The 12,918-nt window shown below is 60.7% G+C and carries 11 protein-coding genes; 5 read left to right on the top strand and 6 right to left on the bottom strand.

All coding sequences use genetic code 11. From position 1 onward, the window contains the following. Positions 1-5: 5 nt before the first annotated feature. The gene (locus H1B37_RS09335) at positions 6-677 is read left to right on the top strand and encodes a PEP-CTERM sorting domain-containing protein (RefSeq protein ID WP_182866370.1); all 672 of its coding nucleotides are present in this window, start codon (positions 6-8) and stop codon (positions 675-677) included. Positions 678-818: 141 nt separating this feature from the next. Here the strand turns inward: H1B37_RS09335 and H1B37_RS09330 are convergent, their stop codons facing one another. Continuing rightward, positions 819-1,043, bottom strand: coding sequence for a hypothetical protein (locus H1B37_RS09330; protein ID WP_182866369.1), 225 nt, complete (start codon positions 1,041-1,043; stop codon positions 819-821). A 341-nt stretch (positions 1,044-1,384) separates the two neighbouring features. Further along, on the bottom strand, positions 1,385-1,987 hold the full coding sequence (locus tag H1B37_RS09325) for a CvpA family protein (RefSeq protein ID WP_182866368.1): 603 nt from the start codon (positions 1,985-1,987) through the stop codon (positions 1,385-1,387). Between the two features lie 447 nt (positions 1,988-2,434). Between H1B37_RS09325 and H1B37_RS09320 the strand changes: the two genes are divergently transcribed. Then, complete coding sequence (locus H1B37_RS09320) at positions 2,435-3,217, top strand: metal-dependent hydrolase (protein WP_353620811.1); 783 nt, start codon at positions 2,435-2,437, stop codon at positions 3,215-3,217. A gap of 396 nt (positions 3,218-3,613) precedes the next feature. Here H1B37_RS09320 and dtd read toward each other — a convergent pair whose 3' ends face one another. Further along, on the bottom strand, positions 3,614-4,054 hold the full coding sequence (gene dtd / locus H1B37_RS09315) for a D-aminoacyl-tRNA deacylase (RefSeq protein WP_436298250.1): 441 nt from the start codon (positions 4,052-4,054) through the stop codon (positions 3,614-3,616). A gap of 122 nt (positions 4,055-4,176) precedes the next feature. On the opposite strand from dtd, the gene H1B37_RS09310 reads away from it, so the two are divergent. After that, positions 4,177-5,082: a DUF1559 family PulG-like putative transporter gene (locus H1B37_RS09310; RefSeq protein WP_182866366.1), complete on the top strand. Its 906-nt coding sequence runs from the start codon at positions 4,177-4,179 to the stop codon at positions 5,080-5,082. A 70-nt stretch (positions 5,083-5,152) separates the two neighbouring features. Here the strand turns inward: H1B37_RS09310 and H1B37_RS09305 are convergent, their stop codons facing one another. The 3 genes from H1B37_RS09305 to H1B37_RS09295 all read right to left on the bottom strand — a co-directional run bounded on the left by H1B37_RS09305 (position 5,153) and on the right by H1B37_RS09295 (position 10,387). Further along, positions 5,153-6,592, bottom strand: a complete 1,440-nt coding sequence (locus H1B37_RS09305) for a DUF1501 domain-containing protein (protein ID WP_182866365.1) — start codon at positions 6,590-6,592, stop codon at positions 5,153-5,155. Between the two features lie 95 nt (positions 6,593-6,687). After that, the gene (locus tag H1B37_RS09300; RefSeq protein ID WP_220498119.1) at positions 6,688-8,562 is read right to left on the bottom strand and encodes a DUF1800 domain-containing protein; all 1,875 of its coding nucleotides are present in this window, start codon (positions 8,560-8,562) and stop codon (positions 6,688-6,690) included. Between the two features lie 604 nt (positions 8,563-9,166). Then, positions 9,167-10,387 (bottom strand): argininosuccinate synthase, encoded by a 1,221-nt coding sequence (locus H1B37_RS09295; RefSeq protein ID WP_182866363.1) that lies wholly within the window; start codon positions 10,385-10,387, stop codon positions 9,167-9,169. Positions 10,388-10,635: 248 nt separating this feature from the next. On the opposite strand from H1B37_RS09295, the gene larB reads away from it, so the two are divergent. Both larB and H1B37_RS09285 read left to right on the top strand, forming a co-directional pair. After that, the gene (larB, locus tag H1B37_RS09290) at positions 10,636-11,478 is read left to right on the top strand and encodes a nickel pincer cofactor biosynthesis protein LarB (RefSeq protein WP_286177558.1); all 843 of its coding nucleotides are present in this window, start codon (positions 10,636-10,638) and stop codon (positions 11,476-11,478) included. Positions 11,479-11,777: 299 nt separating this feature from the next. Further along, positions 11,778-12,650, top strand: a complete 873-nt coding sequence (locus H1B37_RS09285) for an NAD(P)H-hydrate dehydratase (protein ID WP_182866361.1) — start codon at positions 11,778-11,780, stop codon at positions 12,648-12,650. Positions 12,651-12,918: the final 268 nt, after the last annotated feature.

Genomic DNA, 12,918 nt, shown 5'->3' with positions numbered 1-12,918 from the left:
ACGAAATGAGTTTGCGAATCCTTACTTTTGCCTTTGCCGTCCTTTCGACGCTTCACTATGCCAACGCAGAGATCAGCTACGACCTGTTGCTACGCACCAGTCGCGGCGACGGAATCGACAGCACGCTTGCGACCAACGCCGGTGAAAAACTGACCGCCGAAATCGTGATCCGGGAAACCGTTACGGGCACCAACACATCGCTGCTGGGTGCGGCCAACCTGAACGCGTACAACCTGTCACTGCAAAGCATCGGCGGCGACGGGCTGTTCGAATCACTGACCCTGAACGGCGACGGCGGATTTGATGCCGGTTCGACACCGACCAGCCTGACGTTCGCATCGTTCGGTCCCGGGTTCGGCCAACCCGGCCGCAGCTCGATCGATCGCGGCAACGGCATCTACGAAGCCTCGTTGGGCACCGTCACGCTGCAAGCCCCGACGGCGGGAGAAACACGCTTCGTCGTTTCCGATGGGACGGCCGTCGATGGCGACTTCACCACCTTCCAAACCGTCGGGTTCGGACTCGAATCCGCCGCTACCAACTCCGGTGGCGGATTCATCGGACGCGCGTTGACGCTCAGCACCCAAGTGACCGCGATTCCCGAACCGTCCAGCGTCCTGGCGCTGTCGCTGGTTTGCTCGGCCGGCTTGCTGCGATCGCGACGACGACGCAAGTAGACGAAAAGAGCAGGGCGGTTGGCTCAAAATTTTAGCCGCCAATACCAATCGCAACCCCGGAGGGCAAACCCACAAGCCCTTCGGGGTTGTTTTCGTTTGACGACGCCTGAAGACGCGACAAGGCGAAACGGGCTCGACCAATCAGCCGAGGCCGCCGGCCGGATCAGGCCGGCGACCGAGCGTCAGCGCAAGCCGATCGCGAATCCCAGAGAACAGACGCCGATCGGCTGAGGATGACTGAACACGAGCCGGATCGCGCGAGCGTTCGGCCTGAGCCATCGCCTGAGCCATCGACTGAGCCATCGACTGAGCCATCGCCTGAGCCATCGCCGCCAGTCGCGACAACGGTTGTCGACAACCAAACACTTTCAATCTGCTTGGCTGTCGACAACCGACTTTGATCCGTTGTCGACAACCAGGCGTTCGCTTCACACAGCTTTGCGCAGCGACGCTCCGATGGAGCGTGGAAGACCTCGGCGATCCACCTTCTGGCGAAGGCCACTACGCCGGTCAGCGATCCACCTTCTGGCGATGGTAGCTACGTCCGCGTGACGGACGGGGCGGCAAATCAGGGCACAAAAACCCCCTTCTGCAACGTCCGATAATCACTCTTATGTTGTATTGAGATCGCAGAAAACCCCGTGTTTGAGCGAAATCCGCATGCCACAGCGACGCATGCCTGCCCTAGGCCCCCGCTCCCAGGCACCTCATCTACGTGGGAGAACTCCCAAGCTTGCCATCTCCGCGGGCACGGCTTCCACGCTCTGAATCTCAGCGTCGCTAGACTGCGAACCCGCCCCACTCATCTCCGCATCCAAACGCTCCAAATACGGACGCAAGAACTGGTGAACCTCCGGCGGGATCACCGACTCGTTGCGATCCAAATTTCGAGCGATGAACCGACCGCTTTTGCTGGCGACGATCTTTTCCCGGACCGTGTCGCCCATCAGCGTGACGGCGAACAGCGTGATCAGCGTGCAGTACAAACCACCCTTGAGCAGCCCGAACAACGCCCCGATCTGGCGATCAAATTCCTTCAGCCTCAGCCGGTCGATCGTCTGGCGGACCATATTGAACGCAACCCAAACCACCAGCGACGTCCCGACGAACAGGATCAACATCGCCAGAAAGCGATTCCATGGCGGCTCGGCGACAATCGAATGGCTGAGCGGCTCGCGGAACCGGTACGCCACGAAGTAGCTGACCACGATCGAAGCGATCGACGCCAACTGCCAGGCAAACCCTTTGACAGCGCCGAAGATGGCGGCGGCCGCCAGCACGACCAGCATCAAAATGTCATAGATCTCCACAGGGAAATGTCCTTAAGTGAGAAAGCAACCCTCCCCGGCAAGAAGGGGCGAGCACAGCGAGGGGGTAAAAGCATCAAGTTACAACTTCACCCTCCCTGGCAGGGAGGGTCGAGCGAAGCGAGGGGAGGGTCGATTCGTGGTGGTTGAGTTCTTCTGCGCCACAACTAACCCTCCCCGCGTCGTCGCATACTCCTCCGCGACCCTCCCTGAAAGGAAGGGTGAATGCACTTTAGCGATGCTCCATCTCTTAACTTGATGCGTACGGGATCGAGCGAAGCCAGGGGAGGGCGGTGCGGCCGAAGCGTCTTATACGAAATCCTTGCGGTGCAAGCGAAGACCAATCGCAATCCTGTCTTGGCAGCGGACCACCAAAAGCGTTATGTACCAAGCAGCCTATTTTTCGACCGCCCTCCCCTGCCCCATGTTTCCGCTCACCCATTTGCTAGCGTGGCAGATTTCAAAACGCACATCAGCGCCAGCACGCTCGTCGGGATCGCCTATGGATACTGGGGCGTCACCTCGCAAGGGATGACGCTGGAGAACGGGATCCTGGCCGGCGGACTGTGTTCGGTCAGCGGCATGCTGCCGGACCTGGACAGCGACGGCGGCATCCCGCTGCGCGAGATCAGCATGTTCACTGCGGCGGTGGCGCCGATGATGATGCTGAATCGCTTCCGCGACTACGACCTGTCCCACGAGTCGATGGCGTTGGCGGCGATGCTGATCTATGTCGTGATTCGATTCGGCGCGTTCGAGTTCTTCAAACGGTTCACGGTGCACCGCGGCATGTGGCACAGTCTGCCGGCCGCCGCGGTGTCCGGATTGATCGCCTACCTGGCCATGCCGACCACCAGCGACGCCGAACGCGCTTACAAAGCAGTCGCCGTCGTCGTCGGCTTTCTGGTCCACTTGATCTTGGATGAAATCTGGGCGGTGGAAGTCGGCGTGGCACGGCTGCGCACCAAGAAGTCCTTCGGGACGGCGCTGAAGTTCTTCGGCAACGACGCGATCGCCAACGTGTTCGTCTACGCGTTACTGTTCGGGTTGTGCTACACGGCCTGGAGTGACAACAAGATTGCAGCACGTCTGCGCGAGCGAGCGAAGTACGATCTGACACAACCCGGCTGGCAATACACCCCCGCCTCGCCGCCATCGAACTGGACCGTCCCGCAATGGCAACCACCCGACTTCGGCCTGAACGCCTCACGCGCGTCAACCGAACGACGGTAGAGTTGGGAGTTGGGAGTTGGGAGTTGGGAGTTGGGAGCTGGGAGCTGGGAGCTGGGAGCTGGGAGCTGGGAGTTGGGAGTTGGGAGCTGGGAGCTGGGAGCTGGGAGCTGGGAGAGCAGGGGCAACACTCCTTCACTCCTTCACTCCTTCACTCCTCCACTCCTCCACTCCTCCACTCCTCCACTCCTCCACTCCTCCACTCCTCCACTCCTCCACTCCTCCACTCCTCCACTCCTCCACTCCTCCACTCCTCCACTCCTCCACTCCTCCACTCCTTCACTCCTTCACTCCTTCACTCCTCCACTCCTTCACTCCTTCACTCCTTCACTCCTCCACTCCTTCACTCCTTCACTCCTTCACTCCTCCACTCCTCCACTCCTTCACTCCTTCACTCCTTCACTCCTTCCCCCGTTCCAGCAACATCGTGACCGGGCCGTCGTTCACAAGCGCCACCTTCATGTCGGCCGCGAAGACGCCGGTTTCGACACCAATCCCCTGCCCTTTCAGCTCCTTGACGTACAACTCGTACAACCGCTCGGCGGTCTCCGGCGGGGCGGCGTCGGTAAACGCGGGTCGACGGCCCTTGCGACAGTCCCCGTACAACGTGAATTGGCTGACCGCCAAGACGCTGCCACCGACGTCGATCACGGATCGATTCATCTTTCCCGCATCGTCTTCAAAAACACGCAGCACCGCCGTCTTCTCCGCCACCCAGCGGACGACCGCCTCGTCGTCCCCATGGCCGATCCCGACCAAGGCCAAAAACCCGGTCCCGATTTCGCCCACGACCTCTCCGGCAACCGAAACGCTTGCCTCGCTGACCCGCTGCAACACCACTTTCAATGTCTTGTCCTCTAGAATGAACCGCTCGTGCCGCAACGCCGCTGACGTTTGGCTATTCGGGCACGTTCGTCAATCATCATCATGCACCCCACGTCTCGCAAGGCGTTTGTTCATTCATGCCCTACCTGTTTACCTGTCCGCATTGCCACGCGCAAACTCAGGTTGAAGACCAATACAGTGGAAAGTCCGGCGAATGCTTTTCGTGCGGCGCCCCCATTCACCTGCCCGACTTCGCCGGATCGGCGTCGAACGAGAACCTGGCCCAGCGCAAACGACCGCTCGGGGTGATGATCGCCGCCGGCGTGGTGCTGACCATGCTGGTCTGCATCGCATTTGCCGCCCTCCGGTTCGGCGGTGCCAGCGTGTCACGCCTGGCCGAAATCCGTTTACAGAATGCATCGATCAAGAACCTGGAAAGCATCGCGGCGGCACTGAACGCCTATGCGGCCGACTACGGGACCTATCCGCCGGCGACCCTCCGCGACAGCGCCGGGCTGCCGATGCATTCTTGGCGCGTTTTGATCCTGCCGTATCTGGGCGAACAAGAACTGTACGACCAGTTTGACCTTAGCAAGCCGTGGGATCACGAGCTGAACCTGCAAGCGAGTTACGCGATGCCGTCGGTCTACATTCACCCCAACGACACCAATCGCGCCGGCACCCAATCGGGATACTACTTGATCACCGGCCCGGGAACGCTGTTCCCGCCGACCGGCCCGCGAGCGCCGGACAAGATCCAAGACAACGCCTCACAGACCATCCTGGTGATTGCCGGTGCGCCACCGATCAACCGCGCGATCGGCGGTTGGGCCGAACCGGTCGACCTGGACTACACGGCCATGCAAGGCGTGGTCAACGGAACGGTCGGGATCGAACCGGGCGGCAGAATCTCCAGCGGCGTCACCATGGCCACCGTCGACGGTCGCGGCCACTTCCTGCCCAACGACCTACCGCCGCGGACCTTCGCCGCACTGGTCACACCTAACGGCAACGAACCATTGCCCGACGACACGCTGGATTGACCGCTGTGGGATAGGCTTCTAGCCTGTCAATCGTGGATACCGACAGGCTGGAAGCCTATCCCACGGGACGTTACATCAAGAACCCGAGCGGATAACTCGTCTGACCGCTGCCGACAAAATTGCGGATGTTCGGCAGAATGCTTTCCATCTGGTTGCCATTTTCCAGACCGTACCACATCGCCAACTCGCACCACATTTCGTCGACCGATGTGGTGGGCAGCAAACGACCGCGGCCCAGATCCAGCGGGTTGCCGGGGGCCAGCGAATCGGGATAGGTCCCGCACAACTGATTGCCTTTGACCGATCCGCCCATGATGATTTGGTTGCCGCCCCAGGCATGATCGCTGCCGCGACCATTGCTATTGAGCGTCCGTGCAAAGTCGCTTGCGGTAAAGGTCACGACGTCGTTCTGAACGCCCAGTTCCGTCATCGCATCATAAAAGTCTTTCAATGCTTCACTGACCCGCGTCAAGTTGGTTTGCTGGTTGTTGATCAATTCATCATGGTTGTCCCAGCCGCCGATGTTGACAAAAAAGATCTGTCGGGAATGACCGATGGTCGACCGCGCACCGATGGTTTTGGCCACCATCTGCAATTGGCTGGACAGGTTGTTGTTGGTGGTCCGAAAGGTCGTGCTTAAGTTGACCGCATTGGCGGCCTCGTTAAACGCGATGGCCGAATCGAGTGCGTTGCGATTCGCATTGGCGAAGGTCTTTTCGACCAGATTTCCGTAGGACCGCGACAGTACGTCGTCGGTCAGTTGGGTATAGATCTTTGCCTGGGTCCAGGTCTGGCCGTACCAGCCGACTTCGCTGGCGCCGGAGTTGGTGACGATATAGGGAATCACCGAGCCACCGGTCTGCATCATGTTGACCGAATTGAGCGCGATATTCATCGAGATGCTGTCGTTCGAATTGACCTGACTGGTAATCAGGTCCGCCATCCTGCCGGCCCAACCGGTGACTTGGGAACGCGTCTGCGGAACCGACGTCATCCAGTGCCGCTGCAAGTCGGCATGGGAGAACAATCCCAGCGGCAGATTCGTTCGCGCCTGGTACTGCGCCATCGTCGTCGGCTCGACCAAACTGCCGATATTGCAAATGAACGTCAGGTCACCGTTTTGGTAAATCTGTTGCACATCCCCCATGCCGGGATGGATTCCGAAGCGGCGGCCGGTGGCGTTGTCGGTGATCGGGTGCAGTTCGTTTTCGGGCAACCCCAACGCGCCGTTGCCCGCCTCGTAGACACCGCCGCGTGCTTCCAGATAATCGGCTCGTTCGCCGGGCTCGAGCGGCGTGAGCATGTTGAAAGAATCGTTGCCCCCGTACAAGAACACACAGACCAGCGCCTTGTAGCCGCTCAAGTCATTTGCGGCGACGGCGGCGTTGGTGGCCGACAGACTGAACAGCGTGGACAGCAGTGACGTGTTGGTCAGCGCCGCACAGCCTCCGGCTAGCTTCAAAACATCGCGACGAAGTGGCTCGCGATGGATGCGATGCGTGGGGTTCATGGCAATCGGTCCGGTGGGAGAAAAGTGTTGGAGTGGCAGCTGCCAGCGACAAGATCCGCGGCAATCGATTCGGTAACGACCTATTCGGTAACGAGCTATTCGGTAACGGCGGCGAACGGAGACAGCACGGTGGCCATCAGCGCCGCGTTGACCCGAAACTCTTCCAGCCTGGGACGGTACTGGGCGTTGTCCTTCATCCACTGCGTTTCCGCCGTCGTGACCTCGACCACCCGGTCCTTGTAATCCTGCGGCATCGATCCGTAGCAAAACAGCAAGTCGAATCGATCCATCAGCTCGTGCATGTCTTCGTCCTCGGTGCACAGCGATTCTTCGTCTTCCAAATGAAAGATCATGTCGCTGTTATGAGAGACGCCGCTGGTGCTGTTGGACCAACGTTGTTGTGACATTTGATTGGAGATGTCCCAAATGTATCGGCCGGCCAAGCGGTTGGAAGTGACCGGTGTCTTGATCTGGAACTCCGGCGACGACAAGAATCCGTTCGGGACCCGGCGTGAGGGTGTGTAGCCGAGCAAGTCCCCCGGCGGTTGGTAGTCGGGCAGATAAAAATTAAACACCGTCGGCGACAAGTAAGGCTCTTGCGTCCAGTTGTAATTCTGGGACATCAACATCGCCCGTCCGCTGTGATGATTGCTCGTCGCGTTGACGCCGCGAAGGAGGCGCGTGTAGCGAATCACCGGTTCGGTCAACGTCGAGTAATCCGTGCCTCGGGGAATCACTTCCACTTGATAGGGTCGGCGGCGTCCGAGCAACCGTTGTCCGCTCCAGGCTTCGGGGTCCAGCAACACGGCCTTGACGACCGCGGCAAGATCGCCTTTGACTCCTTGCCCGTTGTCTTCGAACTTGCGGGCGACGCGACGGATGTAACCACGCGAGGGATTGCTCTTGACCAACCGCTGAATCAGTCGGCGCGAGATGAAGGGGGCGACGTTGTCGTGGGCGATCAGATTGTCCAGCGCCGCGGCGATATCCGCATCCCCATCCACGGTGCTTTCACTGCCGATCACCTCGCCGCCGAGCAAGGTTTTCAAGCCCGGTTCATGTTCGAAATCGAACATCTGCATCGGTGCCTCGAATTCGTTGCCCCACCAAAACTGCCCCGTCCCCGTCGCGTTGGGATGGGGCTTGAACGCCAACCCGGTAAAGACCTTGGCGAATTCTTTGATCGTTTCGTTGTCGTAGGTCGGAATTAAATTGCCCGACTCATCCGTCTTCAGCCGACCGTCCTGATGAAGTTCGTACAACCCGATCGTGAACAACTGCATGATCTCGCGGGCATAGTTCTCGTCGGGAAACCGGTTGCTGGCCTCGTCCGTTTTCCGGTTCCGCATATGACTCAAGTAGACACCCATGATCGGGTGATAGGTCACATCCTCCAACAACTCGCGATAGTTCCCAAACGCGTGCCGGACCATCAAGTCATAGTAGTGTGTCGGCCCAAGCCACCGCCCTTCCCCGCTGTGATGTCCGGGGTTCTGATCATTGAACCCCGCACCGTCCTGGCTGGTCACCAGAATCTGAATCAATGCCCAAGCCACGCGTTGGCGAAGTTGATCTTCGCCGGCCAACGCACAGTGCCACCAGGCGTGGTAGCGGTAACGTTGGATCCAAACGTCCCCCTGGGTCGACGTCAGCCCGTCGCGGGCGATCATGTCCAATGCCAGCGGATGGTGATAGCCGGCCGGCAGTGCCATCTGTTGATCGATCCATTCTTCACAGGCACGCCGTGTCCCGATCTGCCCCATCCGTTCAGCCAGCGCCTCGATCTGCTGCAGGTTGGGACCGAAGGTGGCCCGCGAAAGAAACTGCGCGGCCCGAATCTTGCGTTTGATCACCGAGATCTCACGACGCGTGTTTGCCTCAAAGGTGCCCGCATCGGCTGCCGTGCCCGACATGCCGATGAAAACCAGGCAAACCCACACCCCGATCCAAGCACTCGTCCGCAACGGCATCGCTCTCACCTTGCAAAGGATTCGGCTCTGCCAACGCACGAGCCGATCGGAAAAGACCCCTTCGCGTTTTGAAACGCACGGGCAACGCGAACGGCGACATCAGCCCCTGTATTTTGAGAGTAATCGTCACATTCGCGCCAAGCAGGCTAAGCCAAACCGGCGCGCGGGTCAATCAGAATAGGGCCGAGGCAGTCATTCCAGGTGGAGACACACCCCCATGACCCTGCTTTAGATTGCCCGCGTGCGAAGCGAGCGGACAGACGAATTCACCCTCCTGACAGGGCATTGTTGTCTATGCAAGTCGGCTCGCAAATTAGGATAGGGCTCCCTCTCCCTAAAACAGATCGCGCGAAAGACTTGGATCGCGGTTGAACGATGCTCGCGATCTGTTTTGGGGAGAGGGGCCGGGGGTGAGGGGCCGCCCCCCGATGCATCTATTCCTCATCTCTTTCGCATTAGGCAGACTGCCGGCCCCCTCATCCCCAGCCCTTCTCTGTGCGCAAAGCCGGGGGAGAAGGGAGCCATGGTAAGTTGTGTAGCCACCAATGGCTGCCAGGGAGGGTGAATTGAAGTCAAACGCCCGAGGAACCAATTCCCCAAGTGCCTAATACTTGCGAGGCGTCACGGAGCCTTGGACGCGGCTGGGCAAGCCTTGGATCCGCAAGAAACCTTCGGCGTCGTCTTGATTGTAGGAACCGCCGCCTTCCATTGTGGCGATTTCGGCGTCGTACAAGCTGTTGGGACTGCTTCGCGAATCGACCGAGATGTTTCCTTTGTACAGCTTCAACGTGACTTCGCCGGTCACGACGGCTTGAGCTTGTTTGATGAACGACATCAGCGCGTCCATCTTGGGCGTGTACCAGAACCCGTAGTACACCATCTCGGCGACTTCGGGGGCCAAGCGATCGCGAAGGTGCATCAGGTCGCGGTCCATGGTCAATTGTTCGACGTACATCAACGCGTCGTACAGGATCGTCATGCCGGGCGACTCATAGACGCCACGGCTTTTCATCCCGACGAATCGGTTTTCGACCATGTCGATGCGACCGATGCCGTTGCGACCGCCAATGTCATTGAGTCGTTCGACCATCTCCAACGCATTGACGGCTTGGCCATTCAGCGTGGTCGGGACACCGGATTCGAAACCGATCGTCACCGATTCGCTTTCGTCGGGAGCCTCTTGCGGGCTGACGCCCATGCCGAACTCGACCAATTCCACACCGTTGACATCCAACTCCTCCAGCTCACCGGCTTCGTAGCTGATGTGCAGCACGTTTTCGTCGCTGCTGTAGGGCTTGGCCGTCGAGGCCTTGACCGGAATGTTCTTTTCGGCACAGTAGGCGATCAATTCGGTTCGACCGGGGAACGCTTCGCGGAACTCCTTGATCCGCCACGGCGCGATCATCTCGACCTTCGGATCCAACGCTTCGGCGGCCAATTGGAAACGGCACTGATCGTTCCCCTTGCCGGTCGCACCGTGGGCATAGGCGACCGCGCCGACCTCGCGAGCGACTTGCAGACAGATCTTGCTGATCAACGGTCGTGCGATCGAGGTCCCCAACAGATAGATCTGCTCGTACTTGGCCTGCCAAGCCAGCACGGGAAAGGCAAAGTCACGGCACAGTTCTTCGCGGACGTCGATCAATCGCGCCGAGGCGGCACCGCAATCACGGGCCTTTTTCATGATCGCATCGCGGTCTTCACAGGGCTGCCCCAAATCGACATACACGGCATGGACTTCGTAGCCCTGGTCCTGCAACCATCCCAAGATGACGGAGGTATCCAGACCGCCGGAGTAGGCCAAAACGCATTTTTTAGTCGACATGAACCAATGCCTTTGCTGATGCTGTTCAAGTGGAAGTGTCGGGTCACCGGGCACGCCGCTGCCGGCCCACCGGGACTGGGGGCCGCGAACACCCAGCCACGTCGGCTTCGCCCGGACCACCCTGTTTGGATAACATGGAACTGCAGCCCATTGGACCAGCGCGGCGCCGAGTTGCAAACCCGCGTTGGGCAAGACCGCCCTGCCCTGCCCCGTCACCGACCGCTCCCCTTTTTCGCCACGGCCCATCCTTGCCTCCCCATCCGCCCCCCAAATCGAACGACGAACCGCTCGCCCGCCTGCTGACCGAGGTCGCAACCGGACGCCTGAGTGCCGCCGACGCATTGACATCCTTGGCGACCGGTGCGACCGCCGACGAATCCGCAACATCCGACCGCGTCACGCTGGACCTGGACCGCCAGCGCCGCTGCGGGTTCCCCGAGGTGATCTACGGCGATGGGAAACCGGCCCAGATGATCGCGTCGATCATCGCTGCCCAGCAGGCCGCCGGGCAGCCGTCACTCGCCACGCGTGTCACCCCGGCGGTCGCCGAGCAAGTCCGGACTCAGATTTCGGCAGCCCGCTACAACCCGGTCGCCCGCACGCTGACCGTCGGTATCGGTGACGCGGCGCCGCCGAGCCCGCTGCCCCGAACCGACACCCCAAACGCCGATGCCGGTTTGATCAAACACGTCGCCGTCGTCACCGCGGGCAGCACCGATGCGCCGGTGGCCGAGGAAGCGATCGAAACGCTGCACTGGATGGGAATCCCTTTCCGACCGTTCGACGACATCGGTGTGGCCGGGCCGGCGCGGTTGTTGGCCGCGGTTCCGCACCTGCGCCAGGCCGCCGCGGTGGTGGTGATCGCCGGCATGGAAGGCGCCCTGCCGGCCGCCGTCGGCGGTCACTTGAGCGTCCCGGTGTTCGCCGTCCCGACCAGCGTCGGCTATGGCGCGACGCTCGGTGGGTTGACCGCGATGCTGGGGATGCTCAGCTCGTGCGCATCCAACGTCGCGGTCGTCAACATCGACGCCGGATTCAAAGCCGCCTACCTGGCCGGGTTGGTCGTGCGACAACTGGAACGGTCACAGTAACGGAACACGCCGAGGGACATTTTCTCTCCCTCTGTGAGAGACGGCGTTTGCGCGGCGAGCAAACGCCAGCGCGGGCCCACGCTGGAAGACTCGTGTCCGCCTTCAGCAGCCGAAAGCCTTGGCGGCGACCGCTACGAACAAATCCGCCACTTAGACCAACAATCCGTATGCGTTTCGCCCCAGCGGCGGAGAGCCGAAAGCCTTGGCGGCTTCCGCTACGGTGATCACTCCGATCTGTGGCAGATCGCCAAACGTTTCGCCCCAGCAAAAACCACCCCCTATTCCTGACGTCAGCCATCATGTCCCAACCTGCACCTCCCCTGCCCTTCCCCGCCCGGGCGTCCGATGCCCACAAAGGTGACTTCGGACGTGTCTTGTTGATCGGCGGATCGCGTGGCATGGCCGGATCGATCGCACTGTCCTCCATCGCTGCATTGAAAACGGGTTCCGGACTGGTCTCGACCGCCATCCCCGATCGCTGCCTGGAAACCGTTGCGGGCTTCCATCCGGGGATCATGACGATCCCCTTGCCGGATACCGACGATGGTCAATTCGCCTCGTTCGCGGAGCTGCCTTCGGTGCACCCCTGGGATGCCATCGGTTGCGGCCCCGGCATGCGGACCGGCCCCGGATCGCAGCGGATCGTCGAAGCACTGTTGCAACAACACGATTGCTTCCGAGTGATGGACGCCGACGCGATCAACCTGGTGTCCGAGCACCAACTGCTCGACCGCCCTGCCCTGCCCCGCGACCAATCCAAATTGGTCCTGACACCGCACCCCGGTGAATTGGCGCGGCTGACCGGCGTGTCGGCCGGCGATCGGCCGGGCCAGATCGCCGCCGCAAAAGCGTTGGCAGAAAAACACGGCCTGACGATCGTCGTCAAAGGTGGCCCGACGGTCGTGGTCGGACGCGAGGCGGACAACCACGACGTCGTGGAGCACGTCAACAACAGCGGAAACCCCGGGATGGCGACCGCGGGCAGCGGCGACGTGTTGACCGGCATCATCACGTCGCTGCTGGGACAAGGCCTTGCCCCTTGGGACGCCGCTCGACTGGGCGTGTTTATTCACGGCTTGGCCGGTGACGCGGCAGCCACCAAGCACTCACAACCCGGCATGACCTGCGCCGAACTGCTGCAAGCCCTACCGGACGTCATTGAGTCCCTTTAATGCCAGCGGGAAGCGTCACGGCCTGTTGATTTAGTCGAAATGAAACAGCTAACGATTAACCGATGGGCGCTAGCCCCGGTTTTGCGGCGGCGAGAACCGCGGCTAGCGCCGTGCGGCTGATTAGATCAACAGGCCGGTCAGCGAGCGGCCCCTCCCCGTTCTTTGAACGTGGCGAAAACTCTGTCCGAAGAGATTGCAACGCCCCCTCTCTTCGATGCAGCCAATTTCCCTACCTCCCAAATCTTCCTACCTCTCCACTCAGACACGG

It is taken from the genome of Stieleria mannarensis, assembly GCF_014154935.1.
Classification (GTDB): Bacteria; Planctomycetota; Planctomycetia; order Pirellulales; family Pirellulaceae; genus Stieleria; species Stieleria mannarensis.
This window is presented reverse-complemented; position numbering and strand designations above follow the sequence as displayed.

Excerpts from the sequence above, each read along its gene's own strand:
- H1B37_RS09335 (WP_182866370.1), top strand. The coding sequence starts at position 6 with ATGAGTTTGCGAATCCTTACTTTTGCCTTTGCCGTCCTTTCGACGCTT.
- H1B37_RS09310 (WP_182866366.1), top strand. The coding sequence starts at position 4,177 with ATGCCCTACCTGTTTACCTGTCCGCATTGCCACGCGCAAACTCAGGTT.
- H1B37_RS09305 (WP_182866365.1), bottom strand. The coding sequence starts at position 6,592 with ATGAACCCCACGCATCGCATCCATCGCGAGCCACTTCGTCGCGATGTT.
- H1B37_RS09300 (WP_220498119.1), bottom strand. The coding sequence starts at position 8,562 with ATGCCGTTGCGGACGAGTGCTTGGATCGGGGTGTGGGTTTGCCTGGTT.
- H1B37_RS09295 (WP_182866363.1), bottom strand. The coding sequence starts at position 10,387 with ATGTCGACTAAAAAATGCGTTTTGGCCTACTCCGGCGGTCTGGATACC.
- H1B37_RS09285 (WP_182866361.1), top strand. The coding sequence starts at position 11,778 with ATGTCCCAACCTGCACCTCCCCTGCCCTTCCCCGCCCGGGCGTCCGAT.